Consider the following 20,274-nt stretch of genomic DNA (forward strand, 5'->3'; position numbering starts at 1 on the left):
GAAGGTTCGGCTCCGCTCTGTCCCCTGCCCCGAAAGGCCACCGTGACACAGCTCGTCGTCGAGCACGTAAGCAAGATCTTCGGCAGAAGGCCGAAGGAAGGAGTACGTCGGCTTCAGGAAGGCGCCGACCGCGAGAAACTGAGGGAGGAAGGGACGACCGCGGCGGTCGTCGACGCCTCCTTCACCGTGGAACCCGGCGAGATATTCGTCGTGATGGGCCTGTCGGGATCGGGCAAGTCCACCCTGCTGCGCATGCTGAACGGTCTGCTGGAGCCCACCTCGGGCAGGGTGATGTTCGACGGGCGGGACCTCACGGCCCTGTCCGCGAAGGCCCTGCGCGACCTGCGCTCCCGCAGGATCAGCATGGTCTTCCAGCACTTCGCGCTCTTCCCGCACCGCAGCGTGCTGGAGAACGCCGCCTACGGCCTCGAAGTCCAGGGCCGCCCGCGCGAGGAGCGCGAGGCCAAGGCCGCCGAGGCGCTGGCGATGACCGGCCTCAGCGGCTGGGAGAAGTCCTGGCCCGACGAGCTGTCCGGCGGTATGCAGCAGCGCGTCGGCCTGGCCCGCGCGCTGGCCACCGACGCCGAACTGCTGCTGATGGACGAGTCGTTCTCCGCGCTGGACCCGCTGATCCGCCGCGACATGCAGGACCAGCTCCTCGAACTCCAGCAGCGGCTGCGCAAGACCATCGTCTTCATCACCCACGACCTGAACGAGGCCATGCGGCTCGGCGACCGTATCGCCGTCATGCGCGACGGCCGGATCGTCCAGATCGGCACCGCGCAGGACATCCTCACCGAACCGGCCGACGACTACGTGGCCAGCTTCGTGCAGGACGTCGACCGCTCCCGTGTGCTCACCGCCGCCTCGATCATGGAGGAACCGCGCGTGATGGTCAGCCCGGACGACGGGCCGCGCGCCGCGATGAGCGTCCTGCGCGACGACCACGCGTCCGCCGCCTTCGTCGTCGAGGGCGGGGCCGAGGGCGGTCGCAAGCTGGTCGGCACCGTCACCGAGGTCAGCTGCACGCAGGCTGACAACGATGGCACGGTGCGCGACCTCATGGACACCGACTGCGTGACGACCCAGGCCGACACCCCGCTGTCCGGCCTGCTCACGCCCGCCTCGCGGACGAAGCTGCCGCTGGCCGTCGTGGACGACGACGGGCGGCTCACCGGAGTGATCCCGCGCGTCGCGCTGCTCGCGGCGCTCGGCGACCACGAGGACGAGACCGCGCCCGAAGCCGGGACCGTAGAAGCCGGGGCCGAATCCGGGTCCGTCGATTCCGGCTCCGTCGAATCCGGGTCCTTCGAAGGGAAGGAGGCCGCCCGTGCCTAGGATCCACCTCGGCAACTGGGCGGAGGACGCCGTCAATTGGCTGACGGACCACCTCTCCTGGCTCTTCGACGCGATCAGCAGCGTCGTCAACCACATGTACGACGGCGTGGAATGGGTGCTCGGCGGCCCGCCGCCGCTGCTCATGGCGGCCATCCTCGCGGTGATCGCGCTGTGGATGCGCGGCCTCCCGGCGGGCGTACTCGCCTTCCTCGGCTTCGCGTTGATCGACTCCATCGCCCAGTGGGACGAGGCGATGCAGTCGCTGTCCCTGGTCGTCGTCTCCGGTGTCGTGGCCCTGCTGCTCGCGGTGCCGCTGGGCATCTGGGCGGCGCGCAGCCGGACCGCGAGCATGGTCGTCCGGCCGGTGCTCGACGTCATGCAGACGCTGCCCGCCTTCGTGTACCTGATCCCGGCGATCATCTTCTTCAGCCTCGGCACGGTCCCGGCCGTCATCGCCTGCATCGTCTTCGCGATGCCGGTCGGCGTCCGGATGACCGAGCTGGGCATCCGACAGGTGGACGAGGAACTGGTCGAGGCCGCCGACGCGTTCGGTACGTCGCCGGGCCGCACGCTGATGCGCGTGCAGTTGCCGCTGGCGCTGCCGACCATCATGGCGGGCGTCAACCAGGTCATCATGCTGACGCTGTCGATGGTCGTCATCGGCGGCATGGTCGGCGCGGAAGGGCTCGGCTCGACCGTCTTCGGCGCGATCAGCCAGGTCAACATCGGCCTCGGCTTCGAGGGCGGCATCGCGGTGGTCATCCTGGCCATCTACCTCGACCGGATCACCGGCGCGCTCGGCGACCAGGTCTCGCCGCTGGGCCGCCGCGCCCTCGCGCTGGCCCGCGCGAAGCTCCCGACGCGCGGCCTGAGCGTGCTGCGCTACCGCCCGCGCCCCGCCGTCGGCCTGTCCGCCGTCGTCGCGCTCGCCCTGATCGCCTGCGGCACCGGCATCTTCGGCGGCGACTCCGACGACGGCCCCGCGACGGCCGGTTCGGCGGACGTCGGCAAGGGCCGGACGGTCAAGATCGGCTCCTTCAACTGGGACGAGTCCATCGCGTCGGCCAACCTGTGGAAGGAAGTCCTGGACTCGCGCGGCTACAAGGCCCAGGTCAACACCTACGACCCCGGCGCCGCCTTCACCGGCCTGTCCACCGGCAACTTCGACTACCTCACCGACGCCTGGCTGCCCACCACGCACGCGTCCTACCTCCAGCAGTACGGCAAGGACTACGCCGACCTCGGCAAGTGGTACGACCAGACGTCCCTGGAGGTCTCCGTCCCGTCCTACGTCAAGGGCGTCTCGTCCATGGCCGATCTCAAGGGCCGGGGCAAGGAGTTCGGCGGCAGGATCATCGGCATCGAGCCGGGCGCGGGCGAGATGAAGCTGCTCAACTCCACGGTGCTCAAGGGCTACGGCCTCGACAGCGAGTACAAGGTCGTCAGCAGCTCCACCTCCGCCATGCTCGCCGAGCTGAAGCGGGACTACGCGCAGCACAAGCCGGTCGCCGTCGTCCTGTGGTCCCCGCACTGGGCCTACAGCACGTACGAGCTGACCAAGCTCGCCGACCCCAAGGGCCTGTGGGGCAAGGCCGACTCCATCCACAATCTGGCCAACAAGGGCCGGGCGGACAAGCTGCCGCAGGTCACCGCCTGGATGAAGGACTTCCACCTCACCGAGGAGCAGCTCAGCTCCCTGGAGGCCGACATCCAGTCCGCCGGCCAGGACAACACGGCGGCGGGCGTCAAGAAGTGGCTCGCGAAGAATCCGGGGATCGCCGACAAGATGGCGCCGGTGACCGCCACCGGCTGACCCCCCGTCAAGCCGACGACGCGGAAGAGGGGTTCGCAGAATCCGTACCGCATCGCGCTCGGACAGCCGGGGGCGCTCCAGCCGGGCGCCGAGCCGGTCGACCGGGCGGACGGCCCGGCGGGACGACCGTACGGGTACTCCGCTGTCCACCGAACGGTGGACGGGGAGCCCGCGGGGTCGTCCCGCCGGGCCGTCAACACACCCTAGGGAAGCGCCAGATGGACGAACGCGCCGTCGTGGTGGATCAACGGCCGGGCGGGGGAGGGGGCGTGGGTGGCCTCGACGACCCGGCCGATGGCCAGGGCGTGGTCGCCGACCGGCACGAGCTGGACGAGGGAGACGATCAGCGCGGCGAGGACGTCGTCCAGCACGGGCAGGCCGCGCGGCCCCCGGTGCCAGGCGGTGGCCGCCCCGAATTTCGCGGCCCCGCCGTGGGCGAAGCGCCGGGCGGTGTCCTCCTGGCCCTCGGCGAGCAGGTGGACGGCGACATGGCGGGCGCTCTCCACGGCGGTGAAGGACGCCGCGTGCAGGCCGACGGTGAAGGAGACCAGCGGCGGGTCGAGGGAGACCGACGTCAGCGAGGTGGCGCAGAAGCCGACCGGCGGCCCGGCGTCCTCGCCCGCGGTGATGACGGCGACGCCCTTCGCGTGCTGCCGCATCACCGCCCGGTAGAGCCCGGGCCCCACACCCGCCTCCAACTCCGGTACGGAGGCGGGCGCCTCGGCGGACGCGGTCACGCCGCGCCCTCCCGGCCGCTCGGTACCGACTCCCGGCCGACCGTCGCGGACTCCCCGTCGCCCGGCACGAACTCCCGCATCCGCTCGGCGATCTCCTCCACGAAGGGCGACGCCTCGCCCTCCCCGTAGGCCGCCAGGTGGTCGCGCCAGTCGGCGAAGGCGCCGTCCGTCTCGCCGAGCGCGAGGCGTACGGCGCCGCGCCGGTAGAGCAGGTCGGGGTCCTCGTCGGCCAGCGCCGGGATCGCGATGTCCAGGTCGGCCAGGGCCCGTTCGTACGCGCCCAGGTCGTACAGCGCCAGCGCCCGGTTGCCGCGCAGCACCGGGTCGTCGGCCAGCTCGATCGCGTGGTCCAGATCGTCCACGGCCTCCGGCAGCCGCCCGGCGGAGTACGACAGCACGGCCCGGTTGACCCAGGCGGCCACGAACGACGGGTCGGACTCCAGGGCGGCGGTGAAACTGGTGAAGGCCGCGTCGACCTGCTCGGACTCGGCGAGCAGAGTCCCCTGCGCGCACAGCAGGTTGGCGTTCTTGGAGTCCAGCGCGAGGCCCGCCTCGACGTCCGCCGTCGCCTGCTCGATCTCCCCGAGCGCCATGAGCAGGTCGGCCCGGTTGACGAGGGTGTCGACGTGGCCGGGGTCGAGGATCGCCGCGTAGTCCAGATCGCGCAGCGCGGCTTCCTCGTCGCCCAACTCCCGCAGCAGATCGGCCCGGTTGAAGTGCGCCTCGTGGAACGGCGGGCTGAGCCGGATCGCCTCGGCGTAGTCGGCGAGCGCCGCGTCGAACTGCCCGTTGGCGCGCCGCCCTCCGGCCCGCTCGAAGTAGTAGTCGCCGTAGTCGGGGTCGCGGCTGATCACCAGGTCGTAGTCGGCGAGCGAGCCCTCGTGGTCGCCGCGCGCGGCCAGGATCTGCGCGCGGTTGTAGCGCAGCACCGAGCGGTGCAGAAGCTGCTCGTCCGGGCCGAGATCCTCGTCCGTCATCGCGATGGCGTCGTTGACCAGCGCCAGCGCCGCGTCCAGGTCGGCGCGGTGCAGCTCGACCAGCGCCTTCGCGTTCCGCATGAAAGCGCCCACGAAGACCCGGCGGTGCGGGTCCGGGTTCCAGTCCGCGATGGCGATCGCGGTGTTGACCCACTCCAGCGCCCGCATCTCGTCGTGCATGCCCTTGGGCAGGTGGCGGGTGTAGAGCATCGCCATCATGTAGCAGCTATTCATGTGGATCTCGGGCTCGGTGCTGCCCGACCGCAGCTCGGCGAAGTACGAGAAGCCCTTCTCGCCGCGCCGCAGATACGACAGGCACGCGCCGATCTTGTTGGTGAGGTTCCAGTACGGCTTGGGCCGCGCGTCGCCGAACAGCGCCCGCCCGCGCTGCGAGATCTCCAGCGCCGCCTCGTAGAAGCCGCTGTCGAAGCAGGACTCGCAGGCGTCCACGAAGGCGGTGCCCGCCCCGGCCGCCGGGTCGGTGCCGTGCTCCAGGTGGTACAGGTGCGCGCCCAACGACACACCCGGCTCGGCGCGTTCGGCCAGCAGCTCCGCGCGGGCGCTGTGCCGGGCGGCCCGCTCGGCCGGGTCCAACGCCTCGTAGGCGGCGATCAGTCGCGGGTCCTTGCTGGTGCCGTCCGCGTCGATGAAGAGCTGCGCGAGATCGGCGCCCTCCAGGTGCTCGTCCAGGTGCTCGTCCGGCCGCTCGGCAGGCCGCTCGTCCGGGGTCCCGGCCGCTTCCGGCGCGGCCCGGTCGGCGTACGTGCGCAGCGCCTGCCCCAACTCGTCGTCGGCGAGACCGTCCGTCTCCACGACCAGCCGCAGGACGGTCGGGTCGCAGCGCCGCAGCAGGACGGAGACCAGCTCACGGTCGGTGGGGTCGGCGTCGTCCAGCTCACGGAAGCGGATCACCGTACCGCCGGGGCGGACGGTACGCGCCCAGTCCGTCAGCAGCTCGGCGACGCCGTGCGAGACGCGCAGCGTACGGGCGACGGAGTAGAAGCGGGTGCGCTCGGCGCGGCTGGCGAGCGCGGTCAGCGTCTGCGGCGCGATCGGCACCCGGGGTGCCAGGTCGGGTGCCAGCGAGATCACCTCGGTGGCCCGCGCGGCAATGAACTCGTCGTGCTCGCCCGCCAGTTCGGGGATCACCGCGCGCAGCAAGGCCCCGCCCCCGGTGTACGGGCCCCGCAGCCGGCGGTGACAGCGCACGTCGATGTCGGGCTCGGGCGCGGGCGGGAGGTCGCCGTACGTGACGGAACCGGCCGGGTCGGCGGGGTCGGCGGCGGTGCCGGTGGCGGCGACCCAGCAGTGCCGAGGCGGGGACGAGGTCATGAAGTGCTCCTTGTGGTCCTGGAGTTCCTGGGAGTTCCTGAGGTTCGTGGGGTTCATGCGAGCCGAGCGGGGCGAGCGAACAAAGCGTGGTGAGCGAACAAGGCGGGGGAAGCGAGCCGAGCGCTCCAAGAGGAAAGGCGTGCTTTAAGCGACGCCTGCGATTTCCGGCTCCTGGCCGTTCGGGCCCTGCTCCTCTTCCCGTTCCGAATCCCCACGGGATTCCTTCGCGGCGCGCCGGTCCCGTACTGTCACGTAAAGCAGCAGCCCGAACTGGAGTGCGGTGAGGCCGACGAAGCTGATCGCGTCGAGAATCCCGCTGGTGGCCGTCCCGGAATCGCTGAAGCGGTTGTTGATCTGCGACCAGAAGTGCACGGTGGTCGGAATCCCCGCCCACAGCAGGCTGCCGAGCGAGAATCCGTAACCGACCACCAGCATCGGCGCGTACCAGCGCGCCATCCGCCGGTCGCGGTCGGACCATTCGGCGTCGGGGTCGGCCACCGGGGGCGGCCTGCGCGTCCAGCGGCGGAAGAGCGTACGCACCTGGAAGCGGGCGGCGTTCTGGAGGTCGGAGCAGCGCAGGGCGTTGGTGAGGACGTAGTAGAGGTCGGTCTCCAGGTAGAACATGAACTGCCACAGCAGCCGCATCACACACGTGAAGGAGATCGCCAGCATCAGGGCGGAGAGCCACGCGGGGCCGTGTCCGCGCAGCGCCACGGCCAGCAGCGTCAGGCCCGAGATCAGCACGGCGTCGGCCAGCATCCCGGCCACGAACGGCAGATAGCGCCGCTTGCGCTCCACGCTGAACAGCGAGTCCAGCCGGGTCTCGGCGACCAGGTAGTACAGCCGGCGGCTGATCGTGAGCGTGGACGGCAGCCCCAACCGCCGCCCGGACAGGGCGTGATAGCCCTCGTGCACGAGGATGCAGGGGATCTGAACGACCGTCAGGGCGATGGGGATCAGCGCGAGATGGTCCGTGAAGAACACGTCGTGGTACGAGGGCCGCAGCGACGAGTCCCTGATCATCCAGGCGGCGGCGGTCACCATCAGCGCGAGGTAGACCAGCCAGGCGGGCCAGGAGAACGTCCAGGCGCCGAGCCGCTGCCAGCGCACCGGGCCGGCCGGCTCGTCCTCGCCGTCCCCGCGCAGGAACCCCAGATCGGCCAGGACGTCGAGGAAGTCGTCCACGTCCAGCGGCTCGCCGCAGGTCCGTTCGTACCAGGCGGCCACCTCGGCCACCGGCACCCCGGCCTCCAGCATCCGCAGCGCCTCAGCGCCCTCCTCGGGGAAGACGGCGTACGAGGCGGTGTCCGGACGGCCGACCATCACGCCGTCGTCCTCGGGGATCATCGTGAGCTTGTGCAGCAGGACCGCGCCGCCGCCGCCGTCCGGCGCGGTCGTGGTGCCGTCCGACGAGGTCACGGTCATGCGGGGTGCCTCTCTACGGGGAAGTCGGTGACCGGAGCCGGTCACCGGAGCCGGGGCCTGCGCGAAGTGGTCAACAGGGCCCGGCTCCGGCGGTGTTGCTAGAGGGCCGAGCAGCAGTAGTACGCGGAGCTGGTCAGGCGGATGGTGCCGGCCTTGCGGATCGACATCTTCTTCATGGGGTTTCCTCCTCCCGGTTCCGTCGAGCGGTCTTCGGCCGCGGCTGGCCGCCGGGCCGAACCGGGCCAACTATGCGGTGGTAAAGCGCTCGCGCACGTCTGCAACATGACGTAGGCGCGTATGTGGGAATTGACTAGATGTACTCGTCCACGACCGCCGGGTGACCCCTTTTCGGCGTATACCCGTGTACGGCGGGGGACTTCACGGATTTCTGTTTGCGACAGATACGAGACCGCCGCCGGGGCGCGGCGCGGGGAATTACGCCGGATTCCCGCCGCGTCCGGTGAGCGAACACCGTCCGCCACCAGGCACCAAACCTTCACGCGGCCTTTGCGGAACGCCCGTACCGGCCACGATGAAAATGGGCCGGTTTCGCTCCGCCCCCGATGGCAGCTTCTTCGCTTCGCCGTCGACACACCGCTGCCGCGTGCTCACACTGCGCACATGACCAAGTCAGCGCCCTTCGTCGGGCGGTACCCCGAGAAGCGCGCCGCCGTCGCCGCCTTCGACCGCGCGGCGGCCGGCCAGGCCCAACTCCTCCTCGTCACCGGCGAGGCGGGTCTCGGCAAGACCCGCCTCGTCCAAGAGCTCGCCACCCTCGTCACCACCGCCCCCCGCCACGCCCACCTCCGCACCGGCGACTCCGTCCCCCTCACCGGCCCCACCCTCGCCTACGGCCCCTTCATCGCCGCCCTCCGCGACCTCTTCGCCTCCGGCGCGGCCCCCCACCCCGCCCCCGGTGCCGCTCCACACGAGCGCGAACCCTCGCCGGACGGCGGCGCGCGTTCGCCGGGGAGCTTCGGGGGTGCGGCCGGTCCGTCGGACGGCGGCCCGGTGGCGGACGGTGTGGGCGGTGGGCGCGGCCGTTCCGGCGCGGGGAGGGGGTTCGGCGATGCGGGGGGTGGCCCCGCGCCCGTAGCCGGGGGTGCTGCGCGCGGGCGCGGGGGCTTTGACGGGTGGGCTGAGACCGGGCCGGCTGGTGGACGGGGCGCGGCGTACGCGTTCGGTGGGGGGCGGCCGGCTACGCGGCAGCGGGTGTTCGAGCGGGTGCTGGGGGTGCTGGGGGAGATGTCGGCGCGTACGACGCTGGTGCTGGTGCTGGAGGACCTGCATTGGGCGGACGCGTCGACGCGCGATCTGCTGGCGTTTCTGGCGGTGCGGCTGAGACGACAGCCGGTGTTGATCGTGGCCACGGTGAGGGAGGAGGAGCTGACGGCGGACGCGCGGCGCTGGTTCGCGGAGCTGGGCCGATGTCCGAGGGTGACGCGGCTGCGGCTGAGCGGCTTGGCGGACGCGGAGGTCGCCGAGCTGGTGACCGCGCTGCTCCCGGCCGACGCGGACGCCGCCGACGTGGCGGCGGCCGTATCGGCGGCGGAGGGAAACCCGCTGTACGCACAGGAGTTGGCGCGGGCCGCCCGCCCCTGGCCGCCCGCGTCCATCGCGGAAGTGGTCCTCGCCCGCGTGAGCTGCGTGGACGCCGACGTCCGCGAGGTCATCGACCAGATATCCGTGACCGACGACGGCATGACGCACGAACTCCTCGCCGCCACCGTCCCCTTACCCGAGCGAACGCTGCTGGCCGCCGTGCGCCGGGCCGTCGAGCAGCGCCTGCTCACCTCCACCGAGGACGGTTACGCCCTCCCGCACGGCCTGATCCGCCAGATCCTGTACGCCGATCTGCTCCCGGGCGAGCGCCGCCGCCTGCACCGCCGTTACGCGCACGCCCTCGCCGCCCGTACCGCCTCGGACCCCGCCCTCCTGGCCCGGCACTGGCACCTCGCCGACTGCCCCGCCCGCGCGGCCACTTCGGCCCTGACGGCCGCCCGCCTCGCCGTCAACGCCCGCGCGTACCCCGAGGCCCACCGCCTCTACGCCCTCGCCGTCACCCTCTCCGACCACCTCTCCGAGGCCGCCGCCACCTCTCTCTGGCCGGAGGCCGCCCGCGCGGCCAGCTACGCGGGCGAGCCCCAGAGCGCCACGGAGTACGTCACCCGCGCGCTGGCCCTGTCGGCGGGCGGCGGCCCGGCCACCCTCAACACACCACGTCACGGCCCGCGTTCGGCCGAGGCGTACCGCGCCGACGGAAGCCACGCGGCAGCCGCCGTACAAGGGCAGGCACACGCACAAGCACACGCAGAAGCGCAGGCACAGGCACACGCACAAGACCGCGCCCGCCTGCTCGAACGCCTCGGCGCCTACCGCCGCGAGGCCGGAGACCCCTGGGGCGCCATCGCCGCACTGGAAGAGGCGCAAGGGCTCCTGGCCACGGCGCCCGAGGCGACCGGCGCCCTCGAAGCCAGAGTCCTGGCGGCGGCGGCCGACATGCGCGTCCAGGTCGGCGACCCGGACGGCGCGCTGCCGCTGGCGCAACGGGCCTTACGGATGGCCGAGCGCATCGGCGCCCTCGCCGAGCACGCCCACGCCCTCACCACCCTCGGCATCGTCCGCGCCCAGCGCGGCGACCTGGAGGCGGGCCTCGAAGCCCTGTGCGCCGCACGCGACTTGGCCCGCCGTACGGACTCCGTCGAGGACGTCCTGCGCGCGGCCAGCAACCACATGTACCTGCTCTGTACGGGGGGCCGCTTCGCGGAGGCGCGCGAAGTGGCCCTGACCGGACGCCGCGCGGCCAGCGAACTCGGCGCGCCGCCCCCGCTCACCGCCGTCCTGGACTTCAACACGGCCGCGGTCCTCGTCGCCACCGGCCGCTGGCCGGAGGCCGACCAGCTCCTGGCCGAACTCGTCGGCCAGTCCACCGCCCACATCACCCGCTATCTGCACCTGCTCCAACTGGAGTTGGCCGTCGCCCGCGGCGACCGCCGCCGCACCGCGGAATTCACCGCCGTACTCGCCGAAGCCCCCGACGACCCCCGCCTGCTCGGCCCCTGCCACGCCTGCCAGGCCGAACAGGCGCTGGACGCGGGGGAGTTGGCGACAGCCGCCGACCACGTCCTGCACGGCCTGCGGGCCGTCGGCGGCGGCGCCCTCGCCGAGGAGGAGATCCGGCTGCTCGCCGACGGCGCCCGCCTCGCCGCCGAACTCGCCCTGCTGCCGGGCCCGGTACGCCCCCACGGCCTGCCCGCCGCCTGGGACGGCTCCGCCGTGACCTTCGCCGAACGCGCCGCCGCCATCGCCGCCCGCCACTGCGGCGAACCCGTCGTCGCCGCCTTCGGCGCCCTCGCCGCGGCCGAACACTCCCGCGCCGACGGCTCCGACGACCGGGCGACCTGGCGGCAGGTCGCCGACGCCTGGCGCGCCGCCGACCAGCCCTACCGCGAGGCGTACGCACGCCTGCGCGAGGCCGGGACCGCGATCCGCGCGGGCCGCCGCGAACAGGCGGCCCGCGCCCTGGCCGCCTGCCTCGGCCTGGCCGAACCCCTGTCCGCAGCACCGCTGTTGCGCCTCGCCCACGAACTGGCCACCCGCGGCCGTCTCACCCGGCCGCCCGACCCCACGACCCGGTCCGTCGCCGCCCAGGCCCGCCTCGACCTCACCGAACGCGAGGCCCAGGTCCTCGCCCTGCTCTCCCGCGGCGAGAGCAACCGCCAGATCGCCCGCTCCCTCTACATCAGCGACCGCACCGTCGCCGTCCACGTCTCCCACATCCTGGAGAAGCTCGGCGTCCGCAACCGCACCGAAGCCGCCCTGGTCTACGCGCGTACGGACCGCCCCCGCCCCGAGCCCGCCCCGTAACCAATCGCGCCCGGAACAAACACACCTTCGCTCGATCGAGTCAAAAACCGACGACATCGCTCCGCTTGCCGCATTTGCCAGAGGCATCACACCAAGATCGGCGGCGGGCCGCTGTCCGGCCCGAAGAAGCGAGCGAGCCGGGCCGGGTGCCGGGCTCCGTGTGAAGGGGATTTACGTGATCTCGAAAGCCAAGAAGGTCATCGGCTCGATGACCATGGCGCTGGCCGCCGCCGCCGCGCTGACCGTCGCCGTGCCGAGCGGCCCCGCCTTCGCCATCGACCACGTCGAGTGCGTCGGCGGCGCGGACTACCTGAAGATCTACTCGCACCTCAACGGCCGTGACAGCGTGGACTGTTACGCGAATTCGGGCCGGACCGACTTCGGCGGCTGGTGGGTCGACCGGATCGTCACGGGCAACAACGACCTGATCTACTACGACGTCAACGGCGACTCGGTGCGGATCAACCGCTGGACCGACATCACGTTCCCGAACCGCCCCCCGCGGGTCAAGAGCATCCAGATCCTCTGAGCCCGCGAGTCCGCGGGCCCGCGAGTCCGCGAGTCCGCAGTCCCGCGAGGGTACGAACCGGCGGCCGGGCGACGTACGGCGCCCGGCCGGGGTACCGGCTCCTCGGATCAGCCCGCGCGGACGCCGTCGAGGATCGCCAAGGCCCGCTCCACGGACTGGTCGACGCCCGCGTCGCTGTACATCGTGTCGACCATCACATGGTCGATGCCGGTACGTTCGCCCGCGGCCTTGATCACCGTCACCACCTGCTCCGTGGACGTGCCCGCCTCGATGTTGACGCGCAAGACCGCGTCGATGACGCGCGGATCGCGGCCCGCCGTCCGCGCCGCCTCGTCCACCCGCCCCCGCTGCCGGACGATGCCGTCGAAGTCCACGAAGCCCGGCACCACGCACACCGGCAGCCAGCCGTCGGCGCGTTCCCCGATCCGGCGCAGCGCCCGCCCCGAGCGCGCGCCCAGGTACACGGGCGGCCGGGGCCGCCGCGCGGGCTTCAGCGGCGCGTGGTGCAGCGGCACCGACAACCGCGCCCCGCTGTACCCGGCCGGGTCCTTCGTCCAGATCTCTTCGAGTACGTCCAGGGTCTCGTCCATCCTGGCGCCCCGCGTGGCGAAGTCCACGTCCGCGGCCTCGTACTCCTCCGGCGACCAGCCCACGCCGAACCCCGCGAGCAGGCGTCCCCCGCTGATCAGGTCAACGGTCGTGAGCGACCTGGCCAGTTGGACCGGCGGATACAGCGGCGCCACGAGTACGTGGCTGCCGAGCAGGACGCGCTCGGTGGCGCTCGCGGCCACGCCGAGCAGGACGAACGGATCGGCCGCCGCGTTCAACTCCGGCGGAATCGTGCTCCCGCCGCCGTACCCGACGCTCGGATCGATGGCGGCCAGATTCCGGTCGCCCACCCACAGGCTGGCTCCGCCCGCCGACTCGATCCCGCGCGCGAACTCGGCGGCCCGCGCGACCTCGAAAGCCTGTTTGTTGAACTGCGGCAGTGCGAATCCGACCTTCATGGCCTCCTCCTACCCCGCCAGCCTCAGAGTTGGCTCGCAAAGCTCAGGAAGTCCGCCCACTGGGCGGGGGAGAAGGCGAGTTGGGGCCCTTCCTTGTCCTTCGAGTCCCGCACGTGGACGGTGCTCGGGCAGGCCGAGACCTCTACGCAGTCACCTTCGCTGCCGCTGCTGTGGCTGGACTTGTGCCAAGTAGCCGCTACCTCGATGCAGTTGTCGCCAGAACCGCTGCTGTAACTGCTCTTGAACCAGGCCAGTTCGGGGGTGCTCATAGTTCTCCTCGAAATCGCTCCAGCAGGCCCCTGGAGTCCTCTGGGGTGAGGGCCTGCGAGCGCAGTTTTGCATACCGCATCTGGAGGATGCTGACCCCTTTCGGGTCGGAGACCAGGTGTCCTGTCTCCTGCCCCTCGACGTAGGCGAGCCATCGGTTGTCCGGCGTCTCCAGAAGCACGAGGGGCCCGTTCAGTCCTGCGTGGACCCCCGTGGTCAACGGCAGCACTTGCACCTCGATGTTCCGCCTCTCGGACAGCTCCAGGATGTGGTCGATCAACTCTCGCGTGAGGTCGGGGCCGCCTGTCTGCCGGAGAAACAGGTGCTCATCGAGGATGAAGCTGAAGGCGGTGCTCGGCCGATTCGCGAGCAGGCGTTGACGTTCTGCACGAGCCGTCCACTGTGCTTCGATCTGGCCGTCCGTCAGCGGAGGCAGGAGGCCGTTGAACAACGTTCGGGCGTATGCCTCGGTCTGCAACAGGCCCGGAAGCATGCGGCTCTCGTACGTGTACAGGGTGATCGCGCTCTTCTCCAGCCGCGCCCACTGGCGGAACCAACTGGCCAATCCGCGCTGCCGCCCGAGATGTTGGTGGGCCTTGCGTAAGGCGCCGGTGTTGCCGAGAACCGGTTCGGCGCGGTCCACGAAGTCGGCGTCGGGCATGCGTCGCCCCTGCTCGATCGAGGCGATCGTGTGTTTGGAGAAGCGCACCTGGTTGCCGAACTCCTCGCGGCTGAGGCGCGCGTGTTCCCGGAGCGCCTGGACAAACGCACCGAAGGTGCGCAAGCTGTCCGAGGTCTCGGGCTCGCTGCCGGGAGTGCCGGCACCCGTACCGGCGGAAGTTTCCGCCTCTCCCGCACCGTCCATGCCATCGGCCATCCTTGGCCACCTCCCGCGCGCCCGCTCGTTTGACCACATCGAGTCGGACAATGCTCACAGGGGGTGACGGGTACTGTCTACGTTTTGTGCGCGTACGCTGGCGCAGCGTACGCGGCGGGACCCTGGTGGGAGGGGCGGGGCCGGGGTCACATTGGGCGGTATGACAGCACCAACGATGCACGAACTCCCCGTGACCGAACGTGAGTTCAGCCAGCGGTTCAGCGCCACGCGGCGCGGGGCCCGGCTGGCGCGGCACGCGGCGTCGAACGAGCTCCACCTGTGGGGTGTCGCGCACGGCACCGAACTGGCCGAGACGGCCGCCCTGTTGGTGGCCGAGCTGGCGACCAACGCCGCCACCCACGGCCGCGTGGCCGGGCGCGACTTCGAACTCCGTATCCGCCTCACGGCGACCCTGCTCCGTATCGACGTCTCCGACGCCCGCGGGGAACGCCGTCCCCCGGACCCCGGCCAGCTCCGTCCCGCCTCCCCGCTCTCCGACTCCGGCCGGGGGCTCCTCCTGGTCGAAGCCCTCGCCACCCGCTGGTCGGTCCTCCCCCGCGACCCCGTCGGCAAGACGCTCCGCGCCGAACTCGACCTCCCCCTTCCCCTGGAAGCGGCCCCGTAGCGAGAGCGTGCCAAAGTGGGCGTTATGACGGCTGACGCAACAGACGTAACAGCGGATGAGGTCGAGGAGTTGTCGGCGGACGCGCTGCGCTGGCTGCTCGGGAACGCGCGGGAGGGCGAGGACGGCGGGCTCGCCTGGACCACCACGCCCTCGGACGACGAGCCGAACGCCTCGCTCTACAGCGGTACGGCCGGTGTGATCCCCCTACTCCTCGAAGCGCGGCGGCACTTCGGGGACGACCGGTACGGCGACGCGGCCGTGCGCGCCGCCCGCAGTGTGGCCGCCGCCGTCGACGGCTGGGACGGCAGCTCGCTGTACTTCGGCCTGACCGGCATGGCGTTCGCGCTGCGGGCCGTCCACGACGAACTGGGCGCTCCGGAGGCCGCGGCAGGCGCCGCGCGGGCCCTGGACCTGGTGCGCTCCCGTTTCGACGGGACGCGCTGGGGCGTGCTGTTCGAACTCCTCGGCGGCAACGCCGGTATCGGCCTGGGCGCGTTGGCGATGGGCGACGCCGACCTGGCCGTGCTCGCCGTGGAGCCGTATCTGCGGACGGCCGAGGAGACCCCGGCGGGCGTCCACTGGGAGGTGCGCACCGACGCGGCCCCGCGCCTGCACCACATCTCGCACGGCACGCTCGGCATCGTGTACGCGCTGGCCCGCGTCGGCTCGGCGACCGGCCGCACCGACCTGGTCGAGCTGGCGCGGGCGGGCGCCGCCGACGTCGTGGCGCGCGACGAGGACGGGCCGGACGGTTTCCTCGTACCCCACTCCGACCCGCAGGACCGGCCCGAACTCATCGAGCGCTACAGCTACGGCTGGTGTCACGGACCGGCCGGTGACGCCCAGGTCTTCCGGCTGCTCCGGGACGTCCTCGACGAGCCCGCCGCCTGGCAGGCGCTCGCCGACCGCTGCTGGCACACCGTGACCCACTCCGGCCTGCCCCGCCGCCTGCGGCCCCGCTTCTGGGACAACAACGGCCGCTGCTGCGGCACCGCGGGCGTCCTCGCCCTCGCCTGCGACCGGCTGGCGGAACAGGGCGACCCCCCGGACTTCGCCCGACTCCTCGCCGCCGACCTCTCCTCCCGCGCCACCCGCGACCGCGACGGCGCCCGCTGGTCCAACATCGAGCACCGCGCCACCCCCAGCACCCTCGAACCCCACCCCGGCTGGGCCATGGGCACCGCCGGCATCGTCCGCGAACTCCTCCGCTTCACCCGCCTCACCCGCCCCCGCCCCGCCGCCACCTCCGCCTACGCCCTCCCCTGGCCCGACCACCACCCCACCACCCCGGCCCGCTGAGGCGGGGGTTATGTCGGGGGGTGGAAGCCGCCGGTCAGTGGTTCGAGCAGTTCGGCCAGGCGCAGCGGGGTGCGGTCCTCGAACATCGGGCCGACGAGCTGGACGCCCACCGGCAGGCCCTCGGGGGACCGGCCCGCCGGAATCGCGGTGGCGGGCAGGCCGGGCATGGTGGGCAGACCGGCCCAGACGAGCTGGTCGAAGTACGGGTACCCGGTGCCGTCGATGTCGATCCGGCGTCGCCTCGGATCGGGGCCGTGGTCGTGCGGGAAGGCGGGGGTGGGCGTGATCGGGCAGACCACGGCGTCGAACTCGGCGAAGAACCGCCGCCAGCCGTGCCGGTGGAGCTCGCGGCGGCCGTTCGCGCCGAGCCAGTCGCGGTGGCTCAACACCATGGCGCGCAGCCGCGTCGCCTCCAGACTCTGGTCGTCCGGGCTCAAGTCGGCGGCGAGGGCCCGTAGTTGCTCCTGGGCCTCGACCGGGAAGTGCGCGGTGGAACTCGACATCAGGAGCTGCGTGTAGACCACCGCGGCTTCGGCCAGATCGGGCAGCAGCGGGCTGTGCCGTTCGACGCGGGCGCCGCCGTCGGCCAGGGCGTCGGCCACCCGGCCCACGGCCGCCCGTACCGCGGCCCCGGTCGGAATGTGCGGGTGCTGGTCGAGGACCAGGACCCGGAAGTCGCCGAGCCGCTCGTGGCGCGCGGGCGGCAGCCTCACCTCGTACGCCACACCGGACGTCAGCGGGTCGGGTCCTGCCATGACGTCGAGCAGGAGCGTGAGGTCGCGCGCGGAGCGCGCCATCGGGCCGACGACGGCGAGGTCGAGGTCGACCGGCAGCGCCGGTGCGGGCGGCTGGGCCATGCCGCGGTTCGCCGCCAGCCCGAGCGTCGGCTTGTGCGCGTAGATCCCGCAGAAATGCGCGGGGGTGCGCAGCGAACCGGCGATGTCCGAGCCGATGGACAGCGCGCCGAAGCCGGACGCGAGGGCCGCGGCCGATCCGCCGGAGGAGCCACCCGACGTGCGGCCGTGGTCCCACGGGTTGTTGGTGGTGCCGTAGATCTCGTTGAAGCTCTGGATGTCCTGGAGCCCGACCGGCACATTGGTCTTGCCGAGCACCACCGCGCCCGCGGCCCTGAGCCGCGACACCTGCACCGCGTCCTTGGCCGGAAGGTGGTTCCGGTGCTGCGGCATGCCCCAGGTCGTGGGGAGCCCGGCCACGTCGTACGACTCCTTGACCGTCACGGGAATGCCGAGCAGCGGCCGGTCCTCGCCGCGGGCCCGCGCCGCGTCGGCCTCCCGCGCGGCGGCCCGAGCGCGGTCGAAGTCCGGCACGCAGATCGCGTTGACCGTCTCGTCGTCCCGCTCGATACGGGCTATCGCCTCGTCGGTCAGTTCCGCCGAGGTCACGTCACCGGCGCGCAGGGCGGTACTGAGTTCTTCCGCCGTCTGAAAGCTTCTGTCCATGCCAGGGACCGTACGGGCGGTCGGCTGGAGCCACGAAATGTCGATTCGGGCAAGGGAAAGCCGCCCCGATCTCCGGGGTCCGGGGGCCACTTCGCGGCTGGCCCCGGCGCGCCCGGAGCCGTAGCCTCCGCAATTGTCGCAGCGCTGTTATATTAGCACTGTGACAACTTCTGATCCCACCGCGCTCCCCGACCCCTGGCACACCCTGCACGAGCTGCTGGCGGCCATGGACGCCGAGATCGAGCAGCTCTACGTCGAGCGCGGCATCACGGGCGTACGGCCCCGGTTCGCGTATCCGCTGATCCGGCTCGCGCACACCGGGCCGCTGACCATCCGCGAGCTGGCGAAGTCCCTGAACCGCTCGCACTCCGCGATCAGCCAGACCGTCGCCGCCATGCGCAAGGAGGACCTGGTCACCTCGGAGCCCGGCCCCGACGCCCGCACCCGGCGGATCGACCTGACCGAACGCGGCCGGTCGCTCGTACCGTTCCTGGAGGCGGAGTGGCGCGCCACCCACGAGACCGTCGCCGAACTGGACGCCGAGGTGCCGTACGCCATGACCGCCGTCGTCGAGGAGGTGCGGCGCGCGCTGGAACACCGGTCGATGCGCCAGCGCATCCTCAACCGCCTTGTCGAGCCGCCGAAGTGAGCGGGTCGAAGTGAGCGGACCGAACGTGAGTGAGCGGGTCGAAGTGAGCGGGTCGAAGTGAGCGGGTCGAAGTGAGCGGGACGACGTGAGCGGACGGATACGCGTCCGGTTCCTCGACACCCGTCCGCTGCGCGGCAGTCAGCCCTTCCGCGACCTGTGGATCGGGACGTCCGTCTCCCAACTCGGCGGCCAGATAGCCAATGTGGCCGTCCTCGCCCAGGTCTGGGACCTCACCGGCAGCCCGGTCGGCACCGGCGCGATCGGGCTCGCCACCGGCCTGCCGATGCTGCTCTTCGGGCTGCTCGGCGGCGCGTTGGCCGACACCGTCGACCGCCGCGCGCTCGTACGCGCCACCACCACGGGCCAACTCCTGGTCGCCGCCGCCCTGTGCGCCCAGGCCCTGGCCCACAACAGGAACGTCCTGCTCCTGCTCGCCCTCGTCGCTCTGGCCACCGTCTTCAGCGCGCTCGGCGCTCCCGCCCGGCGCACCTTTCCCGTCCGGCTGCTGCCCGGCGACCAGGTGGCGGCCGGTCTCGCCCTCACCAACGTCTCCTTCCAGGCCGCGATGCTGGCCGGGCCTGCCGCGGCCGGACTGATCATCGCCCGTTGGGATTTCCCCGCCGCGTACGGGATTCAGGCCGTGGCCATGGCGGTCTCGATGCTCGCGGTGATTCGCCTGCCGGCGATGCGGCCGGAGGGGGGTGAGGGGACGGCGTCCGAGAGGGGCGGTGGCTGGCGTCGGCGCGCGAAGGGCGGCGTGTTTGGGCTTGGGCCCGCGAAGGGCGGTGGGCTTGGGCGCGCGAAGGGCGGTGGGCCGGGGCCTTCGCGGGGCGGGCGGCGGCGTGCCGAGCGCGGCGGGTGGCGGATCGTCCTGCGCCGACCCACCCTCTGGGGCTCGATGGCCACCGACCTGGCCGCGACGCTCCTCGCCATGCCCGTGGCGCTCTTCCCCCTCGTCAACGAGATCCGCTTCGGCGGCAACCCGCGGACCCTCGGCCTGTTCCTCTCGGCCGTCGCGGTCGGGGGCATCACGGCCGGTCTGCTCTCCGGCACGGTGACCCGCTGGCGGCGCGGCGGCCTCGTACAGCTCTCCGCCGCCGTGGTCTGGGGCCTGGCGCTGGCCGGGTTCGGGCTGGCGGGGCCTTTGTGGCTGGCGCTCGGCTGCCTGGCCGCGGCGGGGGCCGCCGACACCGTGTCCGTCGTCACGCGCAGCGCCCTGGTCCAGTGGGAGACGCCGGACGCGTACCGGGGGCGGGTCTCCTCCGTGGAGCACGTGATCGGTGTCGCGGGGCCCGAACTCGGCAATTTCCGGGGCGGTCTGCTGGCCTCGGCCACCTCCGCCCCGTTCTCCCTGGTCCTCGGCGGGGTGTCCGCCGTCCTGGCGGTGCTGGCCGTGGCCGCGACGAACGCGCCGCTCCGGGCGTACCGCACGCCGTCCCACGGCGGTGCGGACACCGACGCCGGGCCGGTCCCGGACGCCGACCTGGCGGTGGCCTCCGGCCAGGTCCCGTGAATTCTCCGAATTCGATCCGGCCGCCGTGTCGATCCGCTCCCGCGCCGTTCGACCTTGGGGGTGAGAGGGTCGGAAAACGGCCCCCGGAGCGCGTCAGCGCTGAACGCACGGAACAGAACAGAGTGGAGACAGCCGTCATGGCGAAGTACATGCTGATCATGCGTGGTACGGACGAGTCCGTCGCGAAGATGATGGAGACCCCGTTCGACGAGATGCTGGAGACGGTCGGCCGGTTCAACGAAGAGCTGATCCGGGCCGGGGTCCTGGTGGCGGCGGAGGGGCTCGACGACCCGGGCCAGGGGGTCGTGGTCGACTTCAGCGGTGAGGCGCCGGTGGTCACCGACGGCCCGTACGGCGAGACGAAGGAGCTGTTCGGCGGCTTCTACCTGATCGACGTGGCCTCGAAGGAGGAAGCGGTCGAGTGGGCGAAGCGGCTGCCCGCCGTCGCCGGTTCGAAGTGCGAGGTGCGCCGGGTGCCGAGCATCGAGGAGTTCCCGCAGGACAACGAGTGGATCACCAAGGAGCGGGCGTGGCGCGAGCGGACGGGCCAGATCTGAGC

The 20,274-nt window shown here is 72.1% G+C and carries 16 protein-coding genes; 9 read left to right on the plus strand and 7 right to left on the minus strand.

Features of this window, described 5'->3' with window-relative positions:
* Positions 1-42: 42 nt before the first annotated feature.
* Both ABZX65_RS08740 and ABZX65_RS08745 read left to right on the plus strand, forming a co-directional pair.
* The gene (locus tag ABZX65_RS08740) at positions 43-1,338 is read left to right on the plus strand and encodes a glycine betaine/L-proline ABC transporter ATP-binding protein (protein ID WP_355336349.1); all 1,296 of its coding nucleotides are present in this window, start codon (positions 43-45) and stop codon (positions 1,336-1,338) included.
* Complete coding sequence (locus ABZX65_RS08745) at positions 1,331-3,151, plus strand: ABC transporter permease/substrate binding protein (RefSeq protein WP_355336351.1); 1,821 nt, start codon at positions 1,331-1,333, stop codon at positions 3,149-3,151. Before ABZX65_RS08740 ends, ABZX65_RS08745 begins: the two co-directional genes overlap by 8 nt.
* A 203-nt stretch (positions 3,152-3,354) precedes the next feature.
* On the opposite strand, the gene ABZX65_RS08750 is transcribed toward ABZX65_RS08745, so the two are convergent.
* From ABZX65_RS08750 to ABZX65_RS08760, 3 genes are all read right to left on the minus strand, one after another.
* Positions 3,355-3,810 carry a flavin reductase family protein gene (locus tag ABZX65_RS08750; protein WP_355336440.1) on the minus strand — a complete coding sequence of 152 codons (456 nt, stop codon included), beginning with the start codon at positions 3,808-3,810 and terminating at the stop codon, positions 3,355-3,357.
* A 74-nt stretch (positions 3,811-3,884) separates the two neighbouring features.
* On the minus strand, positions 3,885-6,254 hold the full coding sequence (locus ABZX65_RS08755; RefSeq protein ID WP_355336353.1) for a tetratricopeptide repeat protein: 2,370 nt from the start codon (positions 6,252-6,254) through the stop codon (positions 3,885-3,887).
* A gap of 87 nt (positions 6,255-6,341) precedes the next feature.
* Positions 6,342-7,622 (minus strand): hypothetical protein, encoded by a 1,281-nt coding sequence (locus ABZX65_RS08760; RefSeq protein WP_355336355.1) that lies wholly within the window; start codon positions 7,620-7,622, stop codon positions 6,342-6,344.
* A gap of 621 nt (positions 7,623-8,243) precedes the next feature.
* Here ABZX65_RS08760 and ABZX65_RS08765 point away from each other — a divergent pair.
* Both ABZX65_RS08765 and ABZX65_RS08770 read left to right on the plus strand, forming a co-directional pair.
* Positions 8,244-11,489: an AAA family ATPase gene (locus ABZX65_RS08765; protein ID WP_355336357.1), complete on the plus strand. Its 3,246-nt coding sequence runs from the start codon at positions 8,244-8,246 to the stop codon at positions 11,487-11,489.
* A gap of 175 nt (positions 11,490-11,664) precedes the next feature.
* Positions 11,665-12,018 (plus strand): beta/gamma crystallin domain-containing protein, encoded by a 354-nt coding sequence (locus tag ABZX65_RS08770; protein ID WP_355336359.1) that lies wholly within the window; start codon positions 11,665-11,667, stop codon positions 12,016-12,018.
* 107 nt (positions 12,019-12,125) lie between these two features.
* Here ABZX65_RS08770 and ABZX65_RS08775 read toward each other — a convergent pair whose 3' ends face one another.
* The 3 genes from ABZX65_RS08775 to ABZX65_RS08785 are packed head-to-tail and all read right to left on the minus strand — an operon-like array spanning position 12,126 to position 14,157.
* Positions 12,126-13,025, minus strand: a complete 900-nt coding sequence (locus tag ABZX65_RS08775) for a TIGR03619 family F420-dependent LLM class oxidoreductase (RefSeq protein WP_355336361.1) — start codon at positions 13,023-13,025, stop codon at positions 12,126-12,128.
* Between the two features lie 23 nt (positions 13,026-13,048).
* Positions 13,049-13,294 (minus strand): DUF397 domain-containing protein, encoded by a 246-nt coding sequence (locus ABZX65_RS08780; protein WP_355336363.1) that lies wholly within the window; start codon positions 13,292-13,294, stop codon positions 13,049-13,051.
* On the minus strand, positions 13,291-14,157 hold the full coding sequence (locus ABZX65_RS08785) for a helix-turn-helix transcriptional regulator (RefSeq protein ID WP_355336441.1): 867 nt from the start codon (positions 14,155-14,157) through the stop codon (positions 13,291-13,293). The genes ABZX65_RS08780 and ABZX65_RS08785 overlap by 4 nt, the downstream gene beginning before the upstream one ends.
* Positions 14,158-14,329: 172 nt before the next feature.
* On the opposite strand from ABZX65_RS08785, the gene ABZX65_RS08790 reads away from it, so the two are divergent.
* A complete protein-coding gene (locus ABZX65_RS08790; RefSeq protein ID WP_355336365.1) occupies positions 14,330-14,794 on the plus strand; it encodes an ATP-binding protein in 465 nt (154 codons plus the stop codon).
* Positions 14,795-14,818: 24 nt separating this feature from the next.
* Positions 14,819-16,093: a lanthionine synthetase LanC family protein gene (locus tag ABZX65_RS08795; protein ID WP_355336367.1), complete on the plus strand. Its 1,275-nt coding sequence runs from the start codon at positions 14,819-14,821 to the stop codon at positions 16,091-16,093.
* 8 nt (positions 16,094-16,101) lie between these two features.
* Here ABZX65_RS08795 and ABZX65_RS08800 read toward each other — a convergent pair whose 3' ends face one another.
* Complete coding sequence (locus ABZX65_RS08800; RefSeq protein ID WP_355336368.1) at positions 16,102-17,553, minus strand: amidase; 1,452 nt, start codon at positions 17,551-17,553, stop codon at positions 16,102-16,104.
* Positions 17,554-17,713: 160 nt separating this feature from the next.
* Between ABZX65_RS08800 and ABZX65_RS08805 the strand changes: the two genes are divergently transcribed.
* From ABZX65_RS08805 to ABZX65_RS08815, 3 genes are all read left to right on the plus strand, one after another.
* Entirely contained in the window at positions 17,714-18,202 is a 489-nt protein-coding gene (locus tag ABZX65_RS08805; RefSeq protein WP_355336369.1) for a MarR family transcriptional regulator, read from the plus strand.
* 85 nt (positions 18,203-18,287) lie between these two features.
* The gene (locus tag ABZX65_RS08810; protein ID WP_355336370.1) at positions 18,288-19,715 is read left to right on the plus strand and encodes an MFS transporter; all 1,428 of its coding nucleotides are present in this window, start codon (positions 18,288-18,290) and stop codon (positions 19,713-19,715) included.
* 137 nt (positions 19,716-19,852) lie between these two features.
* Positions 19,853-20,272, plus strand: a complete 420-nt coding sequence (locus tag ABZX65_RS08815) for a YciI family protein (protein WP_188285869.1) — start codon at positions 19,853-19,855, stop codon at positions 20,270-20,272.
* The last annotated feature ends 2 nt before the right edge of the window (positions 20,273-20,274 follow it).

It is taken from the genome of Streptomyces sp. NPDC003300 (genome assembly GCF_040610915.1).
Lineage (GTDB): Bacteria > Actinomycetota > Actinomycetes > Streptomycetales > Streptomycetaceae > Actinacidiphila.

Excerpts from the sequence above, each read along its gene's own strand:
- ABZX65_RS08750 (WP_355336440.1), bottom strand. The coding sequence starts at position 3,810 with ATGCGGCAGCACGCGAAGGGCGTCGCCGTCATCACCGCGGGCGAGGAC.
- ABZX65_RS08755 (WP_355336353.1), bottom strand. The coding sequence starts at position 6,254 with ATGAACCCCACGAACCTCAGGAACTCCCAGGAACTCCAGGACCACAAG.
- ABZX65_RS08760 (WP_355336355.1), bottom strand. The coding sequence starts at position 7,622 with ATGACCGTGACCTCGTCGGACGGCACCACGACCGCGCCGGACGGCGGC.
- ABZX65_RS08765 (WP_355336357.1), top strand. The coding sequence starts at position 8,244 with ATGACCAAGTCAGCGCCCTTCGTCGGGCGGTACCCCGAGAAGCGCGCC.
- ABZX65_RS08775 (WP_355336361.1), bottom strand. The coding sequence starts at position 13,025 with ATGAAGGTCGGATTCGCACTGCCGCAGTTCAACAAACAGGCTTTCGAG.
- ABZX65_RS08780 (WP_355336363.1), bottom strand. The coding sequence starts at position 13,294 with ATGAGCACCCCCGAACTGGCCTGGTTCAAGAGCAGTTACAGCAGCGGT.
- ABZX65_RS08785 (WP_355336441.1), bottom strand. The coding sequence starts at position 14,157 with ATGGACGGTGCGGGAGAGGCGGAAACTTCCGCCGGTACGGGTGCCGGC.
- ABZX65_RS08790 (WP_355336365.1), top strand. The coding sequence starts at position 14,330 with ATGACAGCACCAACGATGCACGAACTCCCCGTGACCGAACGTGAGTTC.
- ABZX65_RS08795 (WP_355336367.1), top strand. The coding sequence starts at position 14,819 with ATGACGGCTGACGCAACAGACGTAACAGCGGATGAGGTCGAGGAGTTG.
- ABZX65_RS08800 (WP_355336368.1), bottom strand. The coding sequence starts at position 17,553 with ATGGACAGAAGCTTTCAGACGGCGGAAGAACTCAGTACCGCCCTGCGC.
- ABZX65_RS08815 (WP_188285869.1), top strand. The coding sequence starts at position 19,853 with ATGGCGAAGTACATGCTGATCATGCGTGGTACGGACGAGTCCGTCGCG.